The organism is uncultured Pseudacidovorax sp. (genome assembly GCF_913773995.1).
GTDB lineage: Bacteria > Pseudomonadota > Gammaproteobacteria > Burkholderiales > Burkholderiaceae_C > Xenophilus.
On record NZ_CAJYES010000157.1, the window covers coordinates 1 to 23250 of the forward strand.

The 23250-nt window shown below is 69.2% G+C and carries 20 protein-coding genes and 3 tRNA genes; 11 read left to right on the forward strand and 12 right to left on the reverse strand.

Annotation, left to right across the window (positions count from 1 at the left end; translation table 11 throughout):
• Window positions 1-603: ComEC/Rec2 family competence protein (locus tag QZ772_RS14720; RefSeq protein ID WP_295527641.1), on the reverse strand; the 603-nt coding region annotated here is incomplete at its 3' end.
• Between the two features lie 238 nt (window positions 604-841).
• Between QZ772_RS14720 and QZ772_RS14725 the strand changes: the two genes are divergently transcribed.
• From QZ772_RS14725 to QZ772_RS14755, 7 genes are all read left to right on the forward strand, one after another.
• Window positions 842-4369 (forward strand): DUF2126 domain-containing protein, encoded by a 3528-nt coding sequence (locus QZ772_RS14725; RefSeq protein WP_295527643.1) that lies wholly within the window; start codon window positions 842-844, stop codon window positions 4367-4369.
• A 164-nt stretch (window positions 4370-4533) separates the two neighbouring features.
• Complete coding sequence (locus QZ772_RS14730) at window positions 4534-7272, forward strand: circularly permuted type 2 ATP-grasp protein (protein ID WP_295527646.1); 2739 nt, start codon at window positions 4534-4536, stop codon at window positions 7270-7272.
• Between the two features lie 2 nt (window positions 7273-7274).
• Window positions 7275-8351 (forward strand): transglutaminase family protein, encoded by a 1077-nt coding sequence (locus tag QZ772_RS14735; RefSeq protein WP_295527649.1) that lies wholly within the window; start codon window positions 7275-7277, stop codon window positions 8349-8351.
• A 95-nt stretch (window positions 8352-8446) separates the two neighbouring features.
• Window positions 8447-8902: a RidA family protein gene (locus tag QZ772_RS14740; protein WP_295527652.1), complete on the forward strand. Its 456-nt coding sequence runs from the start codon at window positions 8447-8449 to the stop codon at window positions 8900-8902.
• Window positions 8903-8906: 4 nt separating this feature from the next.
• Window positions 8907-9203, forward strand: coding sequence for a hypothetical protein (locus QZ772_RS14745; protein WP_295527655.1), 297 nt, complete (start codon window positions 8907-8909; stop codon window positions 9201-9203).
• Window positions 9200-10273: a PLP-dependent cysteine synthase family protein gene (locus tag QZ772_RS14750; protein ID WP_295527657.1), complete on the forward strand. Its 1074-nt coding sequence runs from the start codon at window positions 9200-9202 to the stop codon at window positions 10271-10273. Before QZ772_RS14745 ends, QZ772_RS14750 begins: the two co-directional genes overlap by 4 nt.
• Window positions 10274-10441: 168 nt before the next feature.
• Window positions 10442-11482, forward strand: coding sequence for a carotenoid 1,2-hydratase (locus QZ772_RS14755; RefSeq protein WP_295527702.1), 1041 nt, complete (start codon window positions 10442-10444; stop codon window positions 11480-11482).
• A gap of 129 nt (window positions 11483-11611) precedes the next feature.
• Here the strand turns inward: QZ772_RS14755 and QZ772_RS14760 are convergent.
• From QZ772_RS14760 to folC, 9 genes are all read right to left on the reverse strand, one after another.
• Window positions 11612-11688: transfer RNA gene (locus QZ772_RS14760), tRNA-Asp, on the reverse strand.
• Window positions 11689-11735: 47 nt separating this feature from the next.
• A tRNA-Glu gene (locus tag QZ772_RS14765) sits at window positions 11736-11811 on the reverse strand.
• Between the two features lie 46 nt (window positions 11812-11857).
• Window positions 11858-11933: transfer RNA gene (locus QZ772_RS14770), tRNA-Ala, on the reverse strand.
• A gap of 64 nt (window positions 11934-11997) precedes the next feature.
• Window positions 11998-13392: a glutamate--tRNA ligase gene (gltX, locus tag QZ772_RS14775; RefSeq protein ID WP_295527660.1), complete on the reverse strand. Its 1395-nt coding sequence runs from the start codon at window positions 13390-13392 to the stop codon at window positions 11998-12000.
• Complete coding sequence (locus QZ772_RS14780) at window positions 13389-14615, reverse strand: O-succinylhomoserine sulfhydrylase (protein WP_295527662.1); 1227 nt, start codon at window positions 14613-14615, stop codon at window positions 13389-13391. Before QZ772_RS14780 ends, gltX begins: the two co-directional genes overlap by 4 nt.
• A gap of 2 nt (window positions 14616-14617) precedes the next feature.
• Window positions 14618-16138 (reverse strand): amidophosphoribosyltransferase, encoded by a 1521-nt coding sequence (gene purF, locus QZ772_RS14785; RefSeq protein WP_295527664.1) that lies wholly within the window; start codon window positions 16136-16138, stop codon window positions 14618-14620.
• Between the two features lie 22 nt (window positions 16139-16160).
• A complete protein-coding gene (locus tag QZ772_RS14790; protein ID WP_295527666.1) occupies window positions 16161-16646 on the reverse strand; it encodes a CvpA family protein in 486 nt (161 codons plus the stop codon).
• 12 nt (window positions 16647-16658) lie between these two features.
• On the reverse strand, window positions 16659-17573 hold the full coding sequence (locus tag QZ772_RS14795; RefSeq protein WP_295527668.1) for an SPOR domain-containing protein: 915 nt from the start codon (window positions 17571-17573) through the stop codon (window positions 16659-16661).
• A 70-nt stretch (window positions 17574-17643) separates the two neighbouring features.
• Window positions 17644-18951, reverse strand: a complete 1308-nt coding sequence (folC, locus tag QZ772_RS14800; RefSeq protein ID WP_295527671.1) for a bifunctional tetrahydrofolate synthase/dihydrofolate synthase — start codon at window positions 18949-18951, stop codon at window positions 17644-17646.
• Between the two features lie 153 nt (window positions 18952-19104).
• Here folC and QZ772_RS14805 point away from each other — a divergent pair, with 153 nt between their 5' ends.
• From QZ772_RS14805 to QZ772_RS14815, 3 genes are all read left to right on the forward strand, one after another.
• Window positions 19105-19458: an ArsC family reductase gene (locus QZ772_RS14805; RefSeq protein WP_295527673.1), complete on the forward strand. Its 354-nt coding sequence runs from the start codon at window positions 19105-19107 to the stop codon at window positions 19456-19458.
• A gap of 79 nt (window positions 19459-19537) precedes the next feature.
• Entirely contained in the window at window positions 19538-20110 is a 573-nt protein-coding gene (locus QZ772_RS14810) for a hypothetical protein (RefSeq protein ID WP_295527676.1), read from the forward strand.
• Between the two features lie 87 nt (window positions 20111-20197).
• The gene (locus QZ772_RS14815) at window positions 20198-20521 is read left to right on the forward strand and encodes a pyrimidine/purine nucleoside phosphorylase (RefSeq protein ID WP_295527678.1); all 324 of its coding nucleotides are present in this window, start codon (window positions 20198-20200) and stop codon (window positions 20519-20521) included.
• 40 nt (window positions 20522-20561) lie between these two features.
• Here QZ772_RS14815 and QZ772_RS14820 read toward each other — a convergent pair whose 3' ends face one another.
• Together QZ772_RS14820 and murB are read right to left on the reverse strand one after the other, a co-directional pair.
• Window positions 20562-21410 (reverse strand): hypothetical protein, encoded by an 849-nt coding sequence (locus tag QZ772_RS14820; RefSeq protein WP_295527681.1) that lies wholly within the window; start codon window positions 21408-21410, stop codon window positions 20562-20564.
• 46 nt (window positions 21411-21456) lie between these two features.
• Window positions 21457-22512: a UDP-N-acetylmuramate dehydrogenase gene (gene murB, locus QZ772_RS14825; protein ID WP_295527684.1), complete on the reverse strand. Its 1056-nt coding sequence runs from the start codon at window positions 22510-22512 to the stop codon at window positions 21457-21459.
• A 102-nt stretch (window positions 22513-22614) separates the two neighbouring features.
• Here murB and QZ772_RS14830 point away from each other — a divergent pair, with 102 nt between their 5' ends.
• Window positions 22615-23100 (forward strand): YajQ family cyclic di-GMP-binding protein, encoded by a 486-nt coding sequence (locus tag QZ772_RS14830; RefSeq protein WP_295527700.1) that lies wholly within the window; start codon window positions 22615-22617, stop codon window positions 23098-23100.
• The last annotated feature ends 150 nt before the right edge of the window (window positions 23101-23250 follow it).

Here is a 23250-nt window from a genome sequence, read left to right on the forward strand (position 1 = left end):
GTCGCGCACGGCCTCACGGGCACGCTCGAGCGGCCACTCCCACCACGAGGGCGTCTGCAGTCGCAGGGGAGACGGCGCAGGTCGTACCGAGCCGGTCGCCTGGATGTCCTGCTCGAACAGCCAGAGCTCGTAGTCGAAACCGTGCGGATTGAGCGTGCCGTGCGGTGCACGCAGCCGTACCGGCAGCCGCCAACCCTCGCCCACATGCAACGGCGCGGGCGACGCGACGGCGTCCGGCCAGGACAGGATCAGCCGACCCGGCAGCGGCGGCTCGCCCTCGGTCGTGAATTCGAAGCGCAGGCCGCCATCGCGCCGCTGCGGCATACCCGTCACGCGCCCCTGGAGGACCAGATCCCGGCCTTCGAGGGCTGGCGCCAGCGCCCCGGCCAGGCGCTCGCCGGCACGCCAGCCCGTCTGCGCGAATCCCCCGGCCATGCCCGCCATCAGCGCCAGCAACAGGCCGGCACGATGGCGCGGCGCAGGCAGCAGGCCGGAGACCAGCCAGGCCACCAGCGCGGACAGCGCCGCCACGGCATAGAGCCCGACGGGCCACAGCACCGGCTGCCGCAGCTGCAGCGCCGTACCCGCGATGGCGCCAGCCATCGCCGCCATCAGACCCGGCCAGCCCCTGCCCCGCCACGACCCCGTCACGGCGCGCAGGCACCCTCCTGCGCGCACCGCCACCCTGCCTGTGTTCAAGCCGTTTTCTCTCCCTGAACGGCCCGCCGCATGGGGGGTCCGATGGCGCAGTCCTTGCTTGCTTCTCGGCTAGCATGCGCCCTCGGGCCCGTCATTCCTGCACGCGCGCCGTCACCAGAATAAGCCCAAACCACCGAGTCCCATGTCGATCCACGCCGCCCTCCACCACGTCACACGCTACAAGTACGACCGACCCGTCCAACTGGGCCCGCAGGTCGTGCGGCTGCGCCCCGCGCCGCACTGCCGCAGCAACGTGATCTCGTACTCGCTGCGCGTCGAGCCGGCCGAGCACTTCATCAACTGGCAGCAGGATCCCTTCGCCAACTACCAGGCGCGGCTGGTCTTCCCGAAGAAGACGACCGAGTTCACCGTGACGGTCGACCTCGTGGTCGAGATGGCGGTCTACAACCCCTTCGACTTCTTCCTCGAGCCGCATGCGGAGACGGTGCCCTTCAAGTACTCCAAGGCGCAGGCCGAGGAGCTGGCGCCCTACCTCGTCACCGAGCCGGCCACGCCCCTGGTGGCGGCCTACCTCGAAAAGATCGACCGCAGCGAGCAGCGCACCATCGACTTCCTGGTCAAGCTGAACCAGCAGGTGCAGCAGGACGTCCGGTACCTCATCCGCATGGAGCCCGGCGTGCAGACGCCCGAAGAAACGCTCCAGAACGCCAGCGGCTCCTGCCGCGATTCGGGCTGGCTGCTGGTGCAACTGCTGCGCCACATGGGCCTGGCGGCGCGCTTCGTCTCGGGCTATCTGATCCAGCTCACGCCCGACGTCAAGTCGCTCGACGGCCCGAGCGGCACCGAGGTCGACTTCACCGACCTGCATGCCTGGTGCGAGGTCTACCTGCCCGGTGCCGGCTGGATCGGCCTGGACGCCACCTCCGGCCTGCTGGCCGGCGAGGGCCACATCCCGCTGGCCTGCACGCCCAGCCCGTCGAGCGCCGCTCCCATCGAGGGCCTGGTCGATCAAGCCGAGGTCGAGTTCGACCACGAGATGGTCGTCACCCGCATCTACGAATCGCCGCGGGTCACCAAGCCGTACACCGACGACCAGTGGGCCGAGGTGCTGGCGCTGGGCGATGCGGTCGATGCCCGCCTGGCTGCCGGCGACGTGCGCCTGACCATGGGCGGCGAGCCCACCTACGTGGCCAACAGCGACCGCGACGCGGCCGAATGGAACACCGACGCCCTGGGCCCCACCAAGCGCGGCTATGCGACCGAACTGGTCGACCGCCTGCGTGCCGAATACGGCCACGGCGGCTTCCTGCATTTCGGCCAGGGCAAGTGGTATCCGGGCGAGCAACTGCCGCGCTGGGCGCTGTCGATCTTCTGGCGTGCCGACGGCCAGCCCATCTGGCACAACCCGGCCCTCTTCGCCGACGAGCGCAAGCCGGCCAGCTACACCAGCGCCGACGCCGATCGCTTCACCCGCACGCTGGCGGGCAAGCTGGGCCTGTCGGATCGCTTCATCCAGCCGGGTTACGAGGACGTCTACTACTACCTCTGGCGCGAGCGCCGGCTGCCGGTCAACGTCGACCCCTTCGAGTCCAACCTCGACGACGAACTGGAGCGCGCCCGCCTGCGCCGCGTGTTCACGCAGAAGCTCGACGCGGTGATCGGCTATGTGCTGCCGCTGGAGCCCTCCTCCAACGCCAGCGGCAATCCGGCGCTGGCCGGCGCCGGCTGGAAGACCGGCCCCTGGTTCCTGCGCGACGACCGCATGTACCTGATCCCCGGCGATTCGCCCATGGGCTACCGACTGCCGCTCGATTCGCAGCCCTGGGTCGCCAAGGGCGACTTCCCCTACCTGATCGACCGCGATCCGCATGCGCCGCAGGCCGCGCTGCCCTCCGCCGCCGAGCTGCGCGCGCGCTATGCCGAAGCCTGGGGCCAGGGCGGCATGGGCGCCGGCACCGACGAGGTGGCCTATGTGCAGGGTGCGCCCCGCAATGCGAGCGCAACGGTGCGCCTGCAGCCGCCCGGCGCGGCTGGCGCTACCGGCGGCGACGTGGCCCCGGGCGACGGCAGCGCGCGGCATGTGGCGGACGGCGCCAACGTCCGCTTCCCGAGCCGCGGCGAATCGGCCCACTGGATCACGCGCACGGCCCTGTGCGTGGAAGCGCGCGACCCGCGCCGCGCCAACGGCCCGGCCGCCGAGAAGGTGGGCCAGGCCTCGGGCGTGCTCTACGTCTTCATGCCGCCGCTGGCCTTTTTGGAGGACTACCTCGACCTGCTCACGGCCGTCGAGGCCACGGCCGAGGAACTGGGCATGCAGATCGTGCTGGAGGGCTATCCGCCGCCACGCGATGCGCGCCTGAAGCTACTGCAGGTGACGCCCGACCCCGGCGTGATCGAGGTCAACATCCATCCGGCGCACAACTGGGGCGAGCTGGTCCAGCACACCGAGTTCCTCTACGACGCGGCCTTCCAGACGCGCCTGACGGCCGAGAAGTTTATGACCGACGGCCGCCACACCGGCACCGGCGGCGGCAACCACTTCGTGCTGGGCGGCGCCACACCGGCCGACAGCCCCTTCCTGCGCCGGCCCGAGCTGCTGGCCAGCCTGATCCTCTACTGGCACAACCATCCCTCGCTGTCGTACCTGTTCTCGGGCCTGTTCATCGGCCCGACCAGCCAGGCGCCGCGCGTGGACGAGGCCCGCAACGACCAGCTCTACGAGCTCGAAATCGCCATCAAGGAAATCGTGCGCAACCGCGAGCTCTATGGCCAGGGCATGCCGCCCTGGCTGGTGGACCGCACGCTGCGCAACATCCTGATCGACGTCACCGGCAACACGCACCGCAGCGAGTTCTGCATCGACAAGCTCTACTCGCCCGATGGCCCCACCGGCCGCCTGGGCCTGCTGGAGCTGCGCGCCTTCGAGATGCCGCCCCATGCCCGCATGAGCATCGTGCAGCAGCTGCTGCTGCGCGCGCTCATCGCCCGCTTCTGGGACACGCCCTACCAGGCGCCGGCCACCCGCTGGGGCACCGAGCTGCACGACCGCTTCCTGCTGCCCACCTTCGTGAAGATGGATTTCGACGACGTGATCGCCGAGATGCGCCAGGCCGGCTTCGCCTTCGAGGCCGAATGGTTCGCACCGCATTTCGAGTTCCGCTTCCCGCTGGTGGGCGAGGTGCAGGCCATGGGCGTGGAGCTGTCGCTGCGCAACGCGCTGGAGCCCTGGCACGTCATGGGCGAGCAGGGCGCCATCGGCGGCACGGTGCGCTATGTCGATTCGTCGCTGGAGCGGGTGGAGGTGCGCGTCACGGGCCTCAACCAGAGCCGCTATGCCGTCACCGTCAACGGCAAGGTGCTGCCGCTGCAGCCCACCGGCGTGGCAGGCGAGTACGTGGCCGGCGTGCGCTACAAGGCCTGGAACCCGCCGTCATCGCTGCACCCGACCATCTACCCGCATGCGCCACTGACCTTCGACATCGTCGACACCTGGATGAAGCGCTCGCTGGGCGGCTGCCAGTACCACGTCGCCCACCCGGGCGGCCGCAACTACACCACCTTCCCGGTCAATGCCTACGAGGCCGAAAGCCGCCGCCTCGCGCGCTTCTCGCGCATGGGCCACACGCCCGGCATGCTGCGCACGCCGCCGGCCAACATCGAGGTGGTGGGCAGTCGCGAATTCCCGTTCACGCTGGATCTGCGGCGGTGATGGCGCAGGCCGCCGCCTGGCCTGCCAGCGGCAAGTGCTGCGGCCTGACGCGCATCGCAGCTGGACGCGCCACGCCACGCGGGTTGTGCAATCGTTCACGATTGGCGCCGCGCCCTTGGGCGCCTGCCAATCGCCTGTGAATCCGATGTGACAATCCGCCAGCTGTGGATCCGCTGAACGACTCTCTCTTCGACGCCCAGGGGCTGGAATCGCCAGCCGCCTTCGCCGCCGCGTTGGCGCCGGCCGCGGAGCCGGGGCATTTCGACGAACTGCGCGGCAGGACCACCCCGCCCCGGCCACCCGTACAGGCCGCCGCGCCGACCGCGCCCCCGCTGGCGCTGGCGGATGCCGACGCCCAGCCCGAACCTGCCGAGCCGGTGGCGAAGCCCGCCACTGCAGCAGAGCCCTCGGAACCGCTCACGCCGGCATGGACGCAGTTCTTCGAGGAGCTCGGCCCCGAAGGCTTCGCCGACCTGCCGCGGCGCGCCCTGAGCCTGGAGCGCCAGATCCGCGACAACGGCGTCACCTACAACGTCTATGCGGACACCGATGGGCCCCAGCGCCCCTGGTCGCTGGACCTCTTCCCGCTGATCGTGGCGCCCGGCAGCTGGGCGCAGATCGAGACCGGGGTGCTGCAGCGCGTGCGCATCCTCGACCGGGTGATGGCCGACGTCTACGGGCCGCAGGCGCTGCTGAAGGAAGGCCTGCTGCCCGCGGCGCTGGTGCGCGGCCACCCCGGCTACCTGCGCCAGATGCACGGCGTTCAGCCGCCCGGCGACACCTGGCTGCGCATCGCCGCCTTCGACCTGGCGCGCGGGCCGGACGGCAACTGGTGGGTCGTCTCGCAACGCACCCAGGCGCCCTCGGGGCTGGGCTATCTGCTGGAGAACCGACTGGCCGTGTCCAGGCAGTTTCCGCAGGCCTTCGAATCGCTGCAGGTGCAGCGCCTGGCGGCCACCTACACCGCCATGATGGAGGGCCTGCAGCGCATGTGCCCGGCCGGCTCGCCGCCGCACATCGCCCTGCTCACGCCCGGCCCGTACAACGAGACCTACTTCGAGCACGCCTACCTGGCGCGCTACCTGGGCGTGACGCTGGTGGAGGGCAATGACCTCACCGTGCGCGACGAACGTCTGTACCTCAAGACGCTGCAGGGCCTGCGGCCTGTGCACGGCCTCATCAAGCGGCTGGACGATCCCTTCCTGGACCCCCTCGAACTGCGGCCCGATTCCACCCTGGGCGTGCCCGGCCTGCTGCAGGTGATCCGCGCCGGCAACCTGCTGATCGCCAACATGCCCGGCTCGGCCTTCCTCGAATCGCCCGCGCTGCTGGGCTTCCTGCCGGCGCTGTCGCGACGCCTGCTGGGCGAGGAACTGGCCCTGCCGGCCCTGCCCACCTGGTGGTGCGGCGAGCGCGCGGCCATGGAAGCCGCCCTGCCCCGACTGGCCGAGTGCGCCGTCAAGCCGACCTATCCGGGCTCGACCATCCATCCCAGCTTCGAGGCCGTGCTCGGCACCCAGCTGGACCAGCGCGCCCTGGACGAATGGGCGGGCCGCATCATCCGCCAGAGCGACGCGCACACGGTGCAGAGCTATCTGCCGCTGTCGCAGATGCCGACCTGGGCGCAGGAACTCGGGCCCGGCCGCATCGCGCCCAAGGCGATGATGCTGCGGGTCTTCGCCGTCAACGACGGGCCGCAGAGCTGGCGCGTGCTGCCGGGCGGCCTGGCCCGGCTCGCGGGCCAGGATGCGCAGATCGCGTCGATGCAGCGCGGCGGCAGCAGTGCCGATGTCTGGGTGCAGACCGAGGGCGAGGTGGACCGCAGCACGCGGCTGGCGCCTCAGAGCACGCCAGCCTCGCTGCAGCGCCACCGCGCGCCGGTCACCAGCCGCGCGGCCGAGAACATGTACTGGCTGGGCCGCTACACCGAGCGGGCCGAGAACACGCTGCGCCTGGCCCGCCTCACGCTCGAGAACCTCAGCGGCGAGGACCAGTTCTCCCGTCCGCTCGTGGCCTGGCTGCACGAGATGGCCCTGCGCAACGCGCTGGTGCCGCGAGAGGTACCCGGCCTGGCGCGCCAGCACGAAGGCGCGCGCGCCGCGCACAGCCGGCGCCTGTTCGAACGCGCCCTGATCGCCGAGCTCGGCCAGGCGCAGAACGGCCGCAGCGTGGGCTTCAACCTGCGCTGCCTGCGCGAGGCGGCACAGGCCGTGCGCGAGCGCCTGTCGCAGGAGCACTGGAACCACATCGTGCGCGCCGAGACCGACCTCGTGCGCCGCAGCCAGGAGCAGGCCGGCGAAAGCGGCGAGGGACGCTATGCGGTGGGCGCCACGCTGCGCACGCTGGAGGCGACCAGCGCCGCGCTCGCCGCCATCACCGGCGCCCAGACCGACCGCATGACGCGCGACGACGCGTGGCGGCTGCTGTCCATCGGCCGGCATATCGAGCGGCTCGCCTTCCTGGCCAGCGCGCTGGCCGCGGGCTTCGAACATGGCACCGTGCACGAGGCCAGCGGCTTCGAGGCGCTGGTGGGCCTGTTCGACAGCACCATCACCTTCCACGCCCGCTACCAGCAACGGCGCGACGTGGCCTCGCTGGTGGACCTGCTGGTGCTGGACGGCGACAACCCGCGATCGCTCGCCTGGGTCACACACACGCTGCGCAAGCGCCTGGCCAAGCTGGCCGGCAGCGCGCCCGACCGGCTCACAGCGCTGTCGTACGAGCTGCCCAATCCGGACGACTGGTCGCTGGAGCTGCTGTGCGCGCCAGGCCCGGACGGCCGCTACGGCACGCTGATGCAGACGCTTGCGCGCTGCGAGACCGCCGCCTACCACGTGTCCGACTCCATCGGCGTGCGCTACTTCACCCTCACCTTCGAGACCGTGCGCTCGGTGGGCGTCTGACCATGCTGCTGCACGTCACCCACGAGACGCGCTACGACTACGCGCCCGCCGTTGAAACCGCCCAGCACATGGCCCACCTGCGCCCGCGGGACCTGGGTTCGCAGGCGGTGCTGGACCACCGCCTGGCGATCTCGCCCGCGCCGGTCCATCGCAGCGAGTCGGACGACATCTACGGCAACCGCCGCACCTTCTTCGCGCTCGAGTCCACCCACGACCAGTTGGTGGTCACCGCGCAAAGCCTTGTGCGCACGGCCCAGCCGGCGCTCCTGCCTCAGGCGGACGCGCGGCTGGCCTGGGACGTCGTGCGCGAACGCTTCCGCTACCGCGCAGGCGAACATGACGACGCGGCGTCCGACTTCGTCTTCCCGTCGCGCCATGTGCCGCCGCACGACGACTTCGCCGCCTACGCGCGGGCCAGCTTCCCACCGGGCCGGCCGCTGTTCGAGGCGGCGATGGAACTCACGCTGCGCATCCACCGCGACTTCGAATACGCCAGCGGCAGCACCGAGATCAACACGCCCGCCGTGCAGGCCCTGGCGCAGCGCCGCGGTGTCTGCCAGGACTTCGCCCACATCATGATCGCCTGCTGTCGTGCACTGGGCCTGCCGGCGCGCTATGTGAGCGGCTACCTGCTGACCCAGCCGCCGCCGGGGCAGCCTCGCCTGGTGGGTGCCGACGCCTCGCATGCATGGGTGGAGGTCTACATGCCTGGCCACGGTGCCGATGCGCAGCATCCCGCCGCGGGGCCGGGCGACTGGGCCGGTTTCGACCCCACCAACGGACGCCAGCCCGGACCCGACTATGTCGTGCTGGCCGTGGGCCGCGACTTCGCCGACGTCTCGCCCATGCGCGGGGTGCTTCACGGAGGCGCCCGCCATGTGCTGAATGTCGGGGTCACGGTGCAGCCTTTCGACGAACTGCCGGCCGCGCGCCGCGAAGGCCTGCTCGGGGCGATCGGTCGCGAAGTCATCCCGACGTCGGACGCACCGACGGCCTCGGTCGGGCCCGTCCCACCCACGGTGTCCAGCCCGCCGGAGCTCAACGAAAGTCGACCGGCGCCCATGCCGGACAATCGCTGATCCTGTCGCCGCGCTCAGCGGTGGCGCCCCGCCTGCCGGCAACCCTCAGCCCGGCGGCAGCTTCCTTCAGACCCTTCCCATTCCGGAGTTCCTCCATGTCCATCCAAGACAAGCTCAAGCAACTCGGCATCGAACTACCTCCCGTGGCCGTGCCCGCCGCCGCCTACGTGCCCTTCGTGCAGACCGGCAACCTGGTGTTCCTCTCGGGCCACATCGCCAAGAAGGACGGCAAGCCCTGGGTCGGCCAGTTGGGCGTCAACCTCGGCACCGACGAAGGCAAGCAGGCCGCCCGCGCCATCGCCATCGACCTGCTGGGCACCCTGCAGGCGGCCGTGGGCGATCTGGAGCGCGTGCGCCGCATCGTCAAGGTGATGAGCCTCGTCAATTCGGCCCCCACCTTCACCGAGCAGCACCTGGTGACCAACGGCGCCAGCGAACTCTTCGCCGAGGTCTTCGGCGAGCGCGGCGCCCACGCGCGCAGCGCTTTCGGCGTGGCGCAGATCCCCATGGGCGCCTGCGTCGAGATCGAGCTGATCGCCGAAGTGGGCTGAGCCGATGCACGTACGCTTCCTGGCCCTCGCGGTCACCACGGCGGTGCTCACCGCCTGCGCGGCGGCGCCCGACGGCCCGGCCGCGGTCGAGTCGATGCCGCTCGCCCCCCCGCCCCCACGCATCGTCGGCGCGGACGGCGCCGGTGCGGCCGAGGGCCCGCAGAGCTGCAAGATGTCGGCTGGCTACCTCTGGTGTGCCGCCGTCCAGCGCTGCGCACGCCCCTGGGAACTCGCCCGCGACAAAGGCTTTGCCAACACGCTCGAGGGTTTCCAGGCCTTCTGCCAACCGCCTGCGAAATGAGTCAGTTCTCTCAAGACAGTGCGCGTGCCTGGTTGAGCAGTGCGATGCGCCGCATCGAGGCCGACTACCTGCGCAGCGCCGACACCCATCTCATTCCCCTGCCGCTGCCCGCTTTCGAAGCGGCAGGCATCGACCTCTACCTCAAGGACGAGTCCACCCATCCGAGCGGCAGCCTCAAGCACCGACTGGCGCGCTCGCTGTTCCTGCACGCGCTGGTCAACGGCTGGGTGCGCGAAGGAACCACGGTGATCGAGGCCTCCAGCGGCTCCACCGCCGTGAGCGAGGCCTACTTCGCCCGGCTGCTGGGCCTGCCCTTCGTGGCGGTGATGCCGCGCAGCACCTCGGCCGAGAAAGTGGCGCAGATCGCCTTCTACGGCGGCCGCTGCCACTTCGTCGACCATGCCTGGGAGGTCTATGACGAGGCGGAGGATCTGGCCCACGAGTGCGGCGGCCACTACATGGACCAGTTCACCTTCGCGGAGCGGGCCACCGACTGGCGCGGCAACAACAACATCGCCGACAGCATGTTCCAGCAGATGGCGCAGGAGCGGCATCCCGTGCCGGCCTGGATCGTCGTGGGGGCCGGCACGGGCGGCACCAGCGCCACCATCGGCCGTTACGTGCGCTTCCGCGGACACGAGACGCAATTGGCGGTGGTCGATCCCGAAGGCTCTGCCTTTGCCGAGTTCCATGCCACCGGCGACTGGGACTGCGAAGGTGCGGGTTCGCGCATCGAGGGCATTGGCCGGCCGCGGGTGGAGCCGAGTTTCATCGCCAGCGTCGTCGATCGCATGATCCCGATGCCGGATGTGGCGTCTATCGCCGGCATGCGGGTGCTGTCCAAGCTGCTGGGCCGCAAGGTGGGTCCGTCGACGGGCACCAACTTCGTCGGCATGCTGGCGCTGGCGCACGAGATGCGCGAACAGGGTCGGCGCGGCTCGGTGCTGTCGCTGCTGTGCGACTCTGGCGACCGGTACCTGGCGACCTATCACGATGCACGCTGGGTCGACGACCGGTTCGGCGATTGCGCCGAGGCCGTGCGCGGGATCGAGGCAGCGCTCAACGGCTGAGGAACGGGAGCACAGCCGCGCTCGCAAACGCGTCCGGCGAGCGACACCGTCGCGCTGGCGGTGACGCGGCCCGGGGCTTGCGGCATCGGCGATCATCCTTCGATGCCTTTCCCGCTCTTGACGACGCCGATCACCGTTCGGAGCCCCACCCGGCGGCGCTTGCTGGCGATGCTGGCCGGTGGACTGCTGCCGGTGCCTTCGTCCTGGGCCCTGCCAACGCGCGAGCTCCGCTTCCCCCGCGACCATGGCAGCCACCCCGACCTGCGCACGGAATGGTGGTACGCCACGGGTCATGCCGAGTCTGCGGACGGAGCGCGCTACGGCTTCCAGTTGACCTTCTTCCGTTCGCGCGTGGAGGGCACGCAGTCGCTGACGTCGGCGTTTGCCGCGCGACAACTGCTGTTCGCCCATGCCGCGTTGACCGACCTGCAGGCGGGCCAGTTGCATCATGATCAGCGTATCGCGCGTGCCGGCTTCGGCATCGCCGATGCCAGCGAAGAGGACACGCGGGTGCGACTGCGCGACTGGTCTCTCATGCGCGACCCAAGCTCCGGCGCGTACATGGCCGAGGCGCCAGGCGCAGACTTCGGCCTCTCATTGCGGCTGCAGCCCACCCAACCCGTGCTGCTTCAAGGGCAGGCCGGGCTCTCCCGCAAGGGGCCGGACCCTGCACAAGCCAGCTACTACTACAGCCAGCCGCAACTGGCGGTGGAGGGCCGAGTCGCAGTGGCCGGACGCCCACCCCAACCGGTCCGGGGGCGGGCGTGGCTCGACCATGAATGGAGCCAGGCGCTCCTGCACCCAGAGGCGGTGGGCTGGGACTGGGTCGGGATGAATCTGGAGGACGGCAGCGCCCTGACGGCTTTCCGTTTGCGCCGGGCGAACGGCAGCGCGCTGTGGGCCGGCGGCTCCTGGCGCCCGCCGGGCGGTGCAATGCAGGTTTTCGACCACGACAGCGTGCATTTCGAACCGCTCCGGTTCTGGACAAGCCCCCTGTCCCGCGCCCGCTACCCAGTGCAGTGGCGAATCCGGACACCGGCCGGCAGCTTCGAGGTACGCGCCTTGGTCGACAACCAGGAGCTGGACAGCCGCGCCTCGACCGGCGCCATCTATTGGGAAGGCTTGAGCGCGCTGCTGGACACGTCAGGGCGTCAAGCCGGTCGCGGATACCTCGAAATGACGGGCTATGCGCAGGCGCTGAAGCTTTGAGGCACCACGTTGCCCGCTGCCTGCGGTTTCTCGTGGGGGCGTGGCTTCACCGCGGGTGGGGCCGCGCCGCTCTTCTCAAACGCCCAAACAAAAAGCCCCTGCAGCAAGACTGCAAGGGCTTTGAAAGACTGGCGGAGCGGACGGGACTCGAACCCGCGACCCCCGGCGTGACAGGCCGGTATTCTAACCAACTGAACTACCACTCCTGGCAGGCAGCTTTGCGCTCTGGCGACAGAGCCAAGTGCTACGAACTTGGCGACCCTACGGGGATTCGAACCCCGGTACTCACCGTGAAAGGGTGATGTCCTAGGCCTCTAGACGATAGGGTCAAAACCTTGGACGAAAGTCTCGCGACTCTCTACGACGACACCTCGATGGTGGAGGTAAACGGGATCGAACCGATGACCTCTTGCATGCCATGCAAGCGCTCTCCCAGCTGAGCTATACCCCCGTTTCGACCGACGCTTTTGACGTCGACCCTGTAAGGTGTCGAGCCTTGCATTATATGCAGGCTTTTAAACAGTGCGCAACCTTTCTTGTACCGTCTGCTGAGAAAAAAGCGCGAGCACGGCATCGAGCGACGGTGTCTGCGGCGTGCCCATCATCAACACGCGCACAGGCATGGCGAGGGCGGGCATCTTGAGGCTGTGCTGGGCCAAAACTTCCTTGATCGCCGCGGCGATCGAGGGCTTGTCCCAAGTGGCCACGCCAGCCAGCCGTTCAGCGAGCGAGGCAATGGCCGGACGCACGGCATCGGTGATGTGCTGCGTACGGTCCGCCTCGCTGGCGGTGACGGGCGCGTAGAAGGCTGCCGCCCAACCGGCCAGGTCGACCGTGGTGTCGCAGCGGTCCTTGAAAAGACCGCAGATCGCCACCAACCGTTCGTCAGCCGTGATCTCACGCTTGGTGAGTTGCTCGGCCACCAACGGTGCAAGCTGCTCGTCCGCCATGGCCTTGAGGTGCTGGGCATTGACCCAGCGCAGCTTGGCCTCGTCGAACTGGGCGGCGCTGCGGCCCAGATGGTCCAGGTCGAACCATTCCAGGAACTGCGCGCGACTGAAGATCTCATCGTCGCCGTGGCTCCAGCCCAGGCGGGCCAAGTAGTTGACCATGGCGTCGGGCAGGTAGCCCTCGTCGCGGTATTGCGTCACCGGCTTGGCGCCGTTGCGCTTGCTCATCTTCTCGCCCTGCTCGTTCAGCACGGTGGGCAGGTGGGCGTAGACCGGCGGCTCCTTGCCGAGCGCGCGGAAGATGTTGATCTGCCGCGGTGTGTTGTTGACATGGTCGTCGCCGCGGATGACATGGGTGATGGCCATGTCGATGTCGTCCACCACCACGCAGAAGTTGTACGTGGGTGTGCCGTCGGGCCGCGCAATGACGAGGTCGTCCAGTTCGTCGTTGCGGATCTCGATGCGGCCCTTGACCTTGTCGTCCCAGGCGACGACACCACCGATGGGGTTCTTGAAGCGCAGCACCGGCTGCACGCCATCCGGGATCGCCGGCAGCGTCTTGCCCGGCTCGGGCCGCCAAGTGCCGTCGTAGCGCGGCTTTTCCTTGGCAGCCATCTGGCGCTCGCGCAGTGCGTCGAGCTCGGCCACGCTCATGTAGCAGGGATAGACCAGGCCCTGGGCCTGCATGTCCGCCAGCACCGCCTTGTAGCGGTCCATGCGCTGCATCTGGTAGAACGGGCCTTCGTCATGGTCCAGGCCCAGCCAGGCCATGCCTTCGATGATCACGTCGACGGCGGCCTGGGTCGAGCGCTCGAGGTCCGTGTCCTCAATGCGCAGGATGAAGTCGCCGCCGGTGGAGCGCGCGAAGGCCCACGGGTACAGCGCCGAGCGGATGTTGCCCAGGTGGATGAAGCCCGTCGGCGACGGGGCGAAGCGGGTCCGGGTGCGGGTGGTCGTCATGCGGGAAGAGAGCTCAGGCCGCGGTCGAGGTCCGCGGCAACGTCGTCGGTGTGTTCGAGGCCCACGGCCACGCGGATCAGGCCCTGGCCCACGCCGGCAGCCTGGCGCTGCGCCTCGGTCAGCCGGCCATGCGAAGTGCTGGCCGGGTGGGCGCACATGGTCTTGGTGTCGCCCAGGTTGGTGGCCAGCGACAGCCAGTGCATCGAATCCAGAACATGGAAGGCGCGGCGCCGCGCCTGGTCCGCGTCGGCCGCCTTGACGTCGAACGACAGCACCGCACCGCCGCTGCCCGATTGCTGCGCCATGGCCAGCGCATGCTGCGGATGGCTGGCGAGGCCCGGGTAGTACACGCGACCGACACCCGGATGGGCTTCCAGCCAGCGTGCCAGCGCCAGCGCCTTGGCCGCTTGCGCCTTCATGCGGATGTCCAGCGTCTCCAGGCCCTTGAGCACCACCCAGGCGTTGAAGGGCGCGAGCGTCATGCCGGCGCTCTTGAGCACGGGCAGGAACTTCTCGGTCACCATCTTCTGGCTGGCACACAGGGCGCCGGCCATCACGCGGCCCTGGCCGTCCAGGTACTTGGTGCCGGAATGCATGACGATGTCGGCGCCCATGGCCATCGGCCGCTGCAGCGCCGGCGTGGCGAAGCAGTTGTCCACGGCCATCAGCGCGCCGCTCTCGTGCGCGAGTTCGGCAAGGGCTGCGATGTCGCAGACCTCGGTGAGCGGATTGGTGGGCGTCTCGGCGAAGAGCAGGCGCGTGGTGCCGGGCCGCACGGCGGCCTTCCACGCGGCGAGGTCGGTCTGCGGCACGAAGCTCGACTCGACGCCGAACTTGGCCAGGTCCGAGCCGATCAGCTTGATGGTCGAGCCGAACATCGACTGCGAGCACACCACGTGGTCGCCGGCCTTGAGCAGGCCCATGCACATCATCAGGATGGCCGACATGCCGGAGGCGGTGGACATGCAGGCCTCGGCGCCCTCGAGCGCGGCCAGGCGCTGCTCGAAGCTGGCGACGGTGGGGTTGCCGTAGCGGCCGTAGGTGAAGCCCTCCTCGTCGCCGGCAAAGCGGCGCGCGGCGGCCTCGGCCGAGGGCTGCACGTAGCCGCTCGTTAGGTAAAGGGCCTCGGAGTTCTCGCCGTACTGGCTGCGCGCCGTGGCGCGGCGCACGGCCTCGGTCTCGGGATGCAGGCCGGCGGGCAGGTCGCGTTCTTGCAGGCTCATGGTCATTCGGCCAGGTTGGGCAGCGTCAGGCGAGACGAGTCGACCTCGGTCTCCTCGATGCGCGGCCGGTTGCCGTTCATGCGGGTGATGGCCTCGGTGTCGATGTCGCCGGTGACGTACACGCCGTCGAAGCAGGAGGCCTCGAAGCCGCCCAGCGGCACGGCGCCGGGCGTCTTGGGTGCGGCCTTCATCACCGCACGCTTCATGGCGTCGACATCCTGATAGATGAGCGCGTCGCTGCCGATGATCTGGCGGATCTCTTCGATGCTGCGGCCATGGGCCACCAGCTCGTCCTTGGTCGGCATGTCGATGCCATAGACGTTGGGATAGCGCACCGGTGGCGCGGCGCTGGCCATGTAGACCTTGCGCGCACCCGCGTCGCGCGCCATCTGCACGATCTCACGGCTGGTAGTACCGCGCACGATGGAGTCGTCCACCAGCAGTACGTTGCGGTCCTTGAACTCGCTGGCAATCACATTGAGCTTCTGGCGCACCGACTTCTTGCGCACCGCCTGCCCCGGCATGATGAAGGTGCGGCCCACGTAGCGGTTCTTGACGAAGCCTTCGCGGTACGGCACACCCAGCAGATGGGCGAGTTGCGTGGCGCTCGGGCGGCTCGACTCGGGAATCGGGATGATCACGTCGATCTCGCTCGGCGGCACGGTGGAGACCACCCGCTGCGCCAGCGTCTCGCCCAGGTTCAGGCGCGCCTGGTAGACCGAGATGCCATCCAGCGTGGAATCGGGCCGCGCCAGGTAGACGAACTCGAAGATGCAGGGATGCAGGCTGGCGTTGGGTGCGCACTGGCGGGCATGCACCTGGCCCTGCAGATCGATGAAGACCGCCTCGCCCGGGAGCACGTCGCGCTCGAAGGTGAAGCCCGAGCCCTCCAATGCCACCGATTCGCTGGCCACCATCACGCCGCCGTCCGCATTGCGGCCCAGGCACATCGGGCGGATGCCGTAGGGGTCGCGGAAGACGAGCAGACCATGGCCGGCGATCATGGAAATGACCGCATAGGAACCGCGCAGCCGGCGGTGCACCGCCTCGACCGCCGTGAAGATGTCCTGGATGTGCAGCGGCACACCGCGCGTGGCACGCTCGATCTCATGCGCCAGCACGTTCAGCAGCACCTCGGAATCGCTCTCGGTGTTGGTGTGGCGGTGGTCGGTCGAGAACAGCTCGGCCCGCAGCGCATGCGCGTTGGTGAGGTTGCCGTTGTGCACCAGCACGATGCCGAAGGGCGCGTTGACGTAGAAGGGCTGGGCCTCTTCCTCGCTGTACGCGTTGCCGGCCGTCGGGTAGCGCACCTGGCCCAGGCCCGTGGTGCCCGGCAGCGCGCGCATGTTGCGGGTGCGGAACACGTCGCGCACCATGCCCTTGGCCTTGTGCATGAAGAACTTGCGCTCCAGCATCGTCACGATGCCGGCGGCGTCCTGACCGCGGTGCTGCAGCAGCAGCATGGCGTCATAGAGCAGTTGGTTGACGGGCGCGTTGCTGAAAACGCCGACGATTCCACACATGGGAGATCCTTGATTTCCTGAACTACGGAAGGTAGCTGGCCAGTTTCTGCGGCAGCGCAGGCTTGAGACCCTGCAGTGCCGCATCGATGAAGGGCGCGCCGGCCGACTCGCGCCACCAAGCCTGGTCGTGCCAGGCCATCACATGAACCACCACGGCGATCGCCAGCAACGCGACCGCGGCACGGGCGGCGCCGAACAGCGCACCCAGCGACCGGTCCACCGGCCGCAGCCCGGCCACCGTAACCAGACGCCGCGTCATCGAAGCGATGGCGCCGCCCACGAAGGCGACGACGATGAAGATGAGCGCAAACGCCACACCATAGCGCCAAGGTGCCTCCGGTTCACCGAAAGGCAAGACCGCCGCCAGACTGCCCGCCAGCCACTGCGCACACAGGAAGGCCGCGACCCACCCCGCCAGCGACAACACTTCATAGACCAGTCCGCGCCACAGGCCCATCAGCATCGACACCGCGATCAGCATCACGGCGATCCAGTCGAAAAGCGCCATGGCGCAGCGCGATCAGAGTGTGAGCACGGCAGCCGGCAGGGCCAGCGCCTTGATGCGGGCGGCGGCCTTGTCGGCGTCGGCACGCGAGGAGAAAGGCCCGACCCGCACCCGGGTGCGATCGCCCTCGGGCGTCTTCGCCACATGGGTGTAGGTCTTGAGGCCAGCGCGCTCCAGCTTCTGGCGCGTTTCCTGGGCTTTGGCCGCGTCGGCAAAGGCGCCGACCTGCACGACGAATCGGCCCGCCGCCTCGGCGGGTGCCGCGGCCGCAGGCTGCGCCTGAGCCACCACCTGCTGCTGCGGCTTGCCTTCGAGCAGCGCGCGGGCACGCGCCCCGTCATCACGACTAGGAGCCTGGGGTGCAGGCTTGGCCGGCTCGGTCTTGGTTGCCTCGGCCTTGGCGGTCTCAGTCTTGGGTTCGGGCTTGGCCGCGGGTGTCTTGACCGGCTCGGGCTTGGGCTCAGGCTTGGCCTCGGCGCGTGCCGGCTCGGCGCGCGACGGCTCGGCCTTCGCAGCTTCGGCGCTCGCAACGGCCTCGCGGCGCGGCTCCGGCGCGGGCGCAGGGGTCGTTGCCGTCATTTCGCTGCCATCGGCACGCTCTGTGATCACCCCCCCTGCAGGAGGCGGCAAGGCAACCGGCCCCGCGGCACTGCGCGAGGTGTCGGCCGCAGGCGACTCCGCCTGGGCCAGCGGCTTGACCTTGGCCCGGTCCGGCATTTCGATGGGGATGTCGACCGCCACGGGTCGCGGCTGCGTATCGAACAGCAGAGGAAAGCCGATGACGCCCAGCAGCACCAGAACGGCGGCGCCGACGAGGCGATGGCGCGCGCGACGGCGCAGCGATTCGACGCTTTCGGCCGGTGCGGCCGAGACGTTGCCGCGGCCTTCCTTGCCCGGGGAACCTTTGGATCGAAGCTTGAAGAAAGCCATGTGGACGTCGAATCCCCGAGCGGAGCGGCTGTCTGGCGGACGAAGGGCGAATAGCGCCGCAGCGACCGATTCAGGTTCCCGGCTGCAGATGCCGGGCTGTCAGCCGGGGCACACCGTGCGCGAGAACACCGCCGACGGTGAAGAAAGAACCAAAGACGACGATTCTATCAGCCGGGTCTGCCGCCGCCGTGGCCGCGGAGAGTGCAGCCATTGGGTCGGCGTGCGTGGAAGCGCGGGCGTCGGCACGGCGGTTCAGCGCGGTCCACATCCGCGTCAGGTCGCTCGCGGCCGCAGCCCGGGGCGTGGGCAGGTCGGTGAAGTACCAGCGATCCACCAGCGGACCCAGGCGTTCGAAGATGGGCGCCAGGTCCTTGTCCGCCATCGCGCCGAAGACGGCATGCGTGGTGGGATAGAAGCCCATCGCATCCAGGTTCTCGGCCAGCGCGGCGGCCGAATGCGGGTTGTGAGCGACGTCCAGCACCAGCGCCGGCTGGCCAGGCACGATCTGGAACCGGCCCGGCAGCTCGACGGTGGCAAAGCCCTGTCGGATGGCCTGGGCCGAGACCGGTAGCCGCGGGCGCAGGGCCTCCAGCGCCGCCAGCACACCGGCCGCATTGATCAGCTGGTTGGCGCCGCGCAACGCGGGATAGGCCAGCCCCGCATAGCGGCGACCACGGCCCGACCAGGCCCACTGCTGCTTGTCGCCGCTGACGGTGAAATCGCGGCCGGAGAGCCACAGGTCGGCGCCCAGGTCCTCGGCGCGGGCCACCACGCTGCGCGGCGGCATCGGATCGCTCACGATGGCGGGCCGGCCCGCGCGCAGGATGCCGGCTTTTTCCGCGCCGATGCTTTCGCGGTCGGTGCCGAGGAACTCGATGTGATCGATGTCCACGCTGGTGATCACGGCGCAGTCGGCATCGATGATGTTGACGGCGTCGAGCCGTCCGCCCAGACCCACCTCGAGAATCGCGACATCGAGCCCCGAGCCCGCCATGCACGACAGGATGGCGAGGGTGGTGAGCTCGAAATACGTCAGCGCAACGGCTTCGCCGCCGGCCGTGCGCGCGGTCTCGACGGCGTCGAAATGTGGCAGCAGCGCCTCGCCCTCGACCGATTGCCCGCCGATGCGCAGGCGCTCCTCGAAATGCACCAGGTGCGGCGAGGTGTAGACGCCCGTGCGGTAGCCGGCCTGGGCCAGGATGGCCTCCAGCATCGCGCAGGTGGAGCCCTTGCCGTTGGTGCCGGCCACGATGATGACAGGGCAGGTCAGCGCGAGGCCCATGCGCCGGGCCACGGCCTGGACCCGGTCCAGCCCGAGGGCGATGTTCTTGGCATGCAGTTGCTCGGCGTAGGCGAGCCAGTCGGCGAGGGTCTTCATAGGAGGGCGGCATTGTCGCCGAGCCCCTCGTGCGCCCCATGGCCCGCCTCCCAATGACCGGCCGGGCGACGGGAGATGCGCCGGCCGGCGAACGCGCGACGGATGCCCCTGCGCGGCGGGGCCGGGACGAGGCGTAAGGCATCATCGCGCCCCATGATCGACGTCTACGGCATCCCCAACTGCGACACCGTCAAGCGCGCCCGCACCTGGCTCGACCGCCAGGGCCAGGCCTACACCTTTCACGACTTCAAGAAGCAGGGCGTGCCCGAGGCGGCCCTCGCCCGCTGGCTGGCGGCCCTCGGCTGGGAGCCGCTGGTCAACCGCCGCGGCACCACCTGGCGGCAACTGGATGAAGGCACCCGGCTGGCCGTGGTCGACGCCGATTCGGCCGCCGCCGCACTGCGCGCCAATCCCAGCCTGGTGAAGCGCCCCGTCGTCGAATGGCCGGGTGGTGCGGTTACCGTTGGTTTCGATGCCGACGCCTGGAAGGCCCGCATCGGCCGTTGAGGGATTGAACCCGCCGCACCGGTCGGCGTCCAATCGAGGTTGCGGCGCGTTCGCCGCCTCTCATTCGCAGGAGATGTCCATGACCTTCCCCCATCATTCGCTCGGCGCCCTGGCCCTGGCCATGCTCGGTGGCCTCGCCGCCCCGGCCTTCGCCCAGAGCCAGCCTCAGTACGCTCAAGGCCAGGTTCTGTCGAGCACACCGGTCGTCGAGAACGGCCGTACCAGCTACAGCGTGCGCTACGAATACAACGGCCGGACCTACACCACCCGCACCGACACACCGCCTGGCCAGACCATCGGCCTGCAGGTGAGTGACCTGGGCGTCAGCACCTACCCGGTGACACCGCAGCCCAGCATGCAGACCGGCCAGGTTTCACCGCCCGCCGGCAACACCTATGCGACCCGCGCCCCCTGGGAGCAGGTGACGCCTGAGCCCGGGGTGGTGGTGTCGAATGCGCCGATGCCGGCGCTCGCGCCGCAGGCCGTCGTGGCGCCCGGCTATCCCGTCTACACGACCGCGTACCCGGCGCCCGTGTATTACCCGGCACCCGTGGCGGCGCCGGTCTATGCCTATCCGGCGCCGTACGTGTACCCGCCGGTGGGCCTGTCGCTCAACTTCGGCTACTCGCGCGGCTGGCATCGCCGCTGGTGAGCGGGCCCCCACAGGACTGCGCCGGTGCGGGACCGACTGGCCCCTAGAATCCGCGGCCCTGTTTCATCCTCCTGACCGCTGCAGCCCATGAGCATCCAGAAGACCCTCGACGGCGTGTCCGTCTCCACCTCGGCCAATGTCTATTTCGACGGCAAATGCGTCTCGCACGGCGTGACGCTGGCCGATGGCCGCAAGTGCACGGTAGGCGTGATCCTGCCCGCCTCGCTCACCTTCAGCACCGGCGCGCCCGAGATCATGGAATGCACCGCCGGCAGCTGCGAATACCGGCTGGAGGGCGACAGCGAGTGGAAGCGCTCCGCCGCCGGCGAGAAGTTCAGCATCCCCGGCAACGCCAAGTTCGACATCCGCGTCAGCGGCGAGCCCTACAGCTACATCTGCCACTTCGGTTGATCTTTGCTGAGGCGGCGTCGCACTGACGCCGACCTGGCGCTCAGTCGCCACCCCCGCCGCCGCCGCATCCGCCGGCGCAACTGGTGCCGCCCGCATCCCCGCCTTCGCCCCCTGCTGCCGACGACGTCTCTGAGCCACCAAGCCCGTCCGCGTCACCCGGATAGGCATCGCCCCCCGCGTTGCCGTCGGGACCGCCTCCATCTCCCGCGAAGCTGCTGCCGCAGTACACATCCGAAGCGCTGGCGCGGTCGATGGCGCTGCAGTCGGCGACGTAGTGGTAGCCGCCTGCAATGGCGAATTTGGCGTCGAGCGCAAACAGCAGGGGCAGCCGAGCAGGCTTGCGCGGGTCGATGCTTTCCTCCTTGCATGCCCAGTACCAGGTACGGCGAAGACCGTCATTGCGCCGCGCATCGCGGCCCAGGACTTCCGCGGGCGTGTGGTGAAGAAGGCGCCCGAAGGCCGTCCGGCACCAGCGTTGGTAAGCCTGCGGATGCAGGATGTGGGCGTGCCAAGCCTCGTCCACCGCCTTGGACGGCATGGCGACGAAGCGGCGCCCACTGCGCAGATGCGCCATGAAGAACTGCCGCAACCCCCGCATGACCAAGTCGGCATCGCGCTCCGAAAGCTGAGGGAAAGCCTGCTGCAGCTTGCCGCGTAGAAAGGGTGGGAGCGCGGCTTCGCGAATGAACTGTCGCCGCAGGCCGCCCTGCCATGCTCGCAGCGCCACCCACAGGGTTAGCAGCGCCCATATGCCGGCAGCCATGAACCAGACAGAGATCCGCCCCGCCCACCACGCGCTGACGGCACCGCCAAGCAACACCGCTGCCAGCCACTGTGCCCAGGTCAGGCCGTCGATGCGCTGGCGCAGATTCAGGGTCCGCCGGTACATGGCACTCCTCGTGTTCGCGCTCGACAGCTGCCGCCGCTTTGGAGAGCTACACCACCACCGGCTCCGGCTCCAGCCGGATCCCGAAGCGCTCGTAGACGCTGGTCTGGATGGCCTTGGCCAGCGTCATCACCTCGCCGCCGGTGGCGGGGTGAGTGTGGCCCCCGCGGTTGACCAGCACCAGCGCCTGCTTCTCGTACACGCCGGCATTGCCCACCGACTTGCCCTTCCAGCCGCAGGCATCGATCAGCCAGCCCGCCGCCAGCTTCACCGAGCCGTCCGGCATGGGGTAGTGCACGATGCGCGGCTCGCGGGCGATGATGTCCGCGCACTGCTCGGGCGTGACCGTGGGGTTCTTGAAGAAGCTCCCCGCATTGCCCAGCACGCGCCAGTCCGGCAGCTTGGCCTGGCGGATGGCGCAGATCCAGTCGAAGACCTGCATGGGCGTGGGCTCGGCGATACCGCTTTCGGCCGCCTTGCGCGCGAGGTCGAGATAGCCCAGTTCCGGCTTCCAGGGCCGCGGCAAGCGCAGGCGCACCCGCGTGATGAGCGCGCGGCCGGCCAGGCCGAAATCGTTGGGGCCGCTGCCGGGCGGATGCTTGAACACCGAATCGCGGTAGCCGAAGGCGCATTGGGCCGCGTCGAGCGTGAAGCGGCGGCCGGTCTCCAGGTCGATGCCGTCGAGCGACTCGAAGCGGTCCTGCAGCTCGACGCCGTAGGCGCCGATGTTCTGCACCGGCGCGCCGCCGACGGTGCCCGGGATCATGGCCATGTTCTCCAGGCCGGGGCAGCCCTGCTCCAGCGTCCAGCGCACGGTGTCGTGCCACAGCTCGCCGGCGCCGATCTCGACGATGCAGGCGCGGGGCGTGTCCTCGACCACGCGTCGGCCCGGAATTTCCACCTTGAGCACCAGCGGCTTGACGTCGCCGGTGATGACGATGTTGCTGCCGCCACCGAGGACGAACTTGGGCATCTCGCGCCAGTCCTCGCGGGCCAGCACCTCGGCGATGTCATCCTCGCTGCGGATGCGGACGAGTTGCTGCGCGCGGGCGACGATGCCGAAGCTGTTGTGGGGTTGGAGGGGGACGTTGCGCTCGGCGATCATGGGAGAATTTTCGCATCCGCCGCCTCGTGGCCTCGCTCGCGGGCGGCGCGCTCTTCCGTCCCGGCGCATGCGCCCGGGCGCGACATCTTCAGGAGAAACCCCATGCCGTCTTTCGACACCGTCTGCGAACCCAACATGGTCGAGGTGCGCAACGCCATCGACACCGCGTCCAAGGAAATCACCACCCGCTTCGACTTCAAGGGCACGCCCGCCTCGGTCGAACTCAAGGACAAGGAGATCATCCTGATCGGCAATGCCGACTTCCAGTTGGCGCAGATCGAGGACATCGTGCGCGGCAAGCTCACCAAGCGCAACGTCGACGTGCGCTTTCTGGACAAAGGCGACGTGCAGAAGATCGGCGGCGACAAGGTCAAGCAGGTCTTCAAGGTGAAGAACGGCGTCGACTCGGAGACGGGCAAGAAGATCCAGCGCCTGCTCAAGGACAGCAAGCTCAAGGTGCAGGCCGCCATCCAGGGCGATGCCGTGCGCGTGACCGGGGCCAAGCGGGACGATCTGCAGGCCGCCATGGCGCTGATCCGCAAGGATGTGTCCGATCTGCCGGTCTCTTTCGACAACTTCAGGGATTGACCTTTGAACCCCCATGCCGCTTCGCGGCTGCCCCCTTGTATCTTCCATCCAAGATGTCGAAGACCAAAGGTTTGGGAAGTTGTCCACAGCCCGTTGCCCCCTTGGGAATGAATCCCGGCAGAGAGCTTTTGGCGTGGACAGCCGACCTTC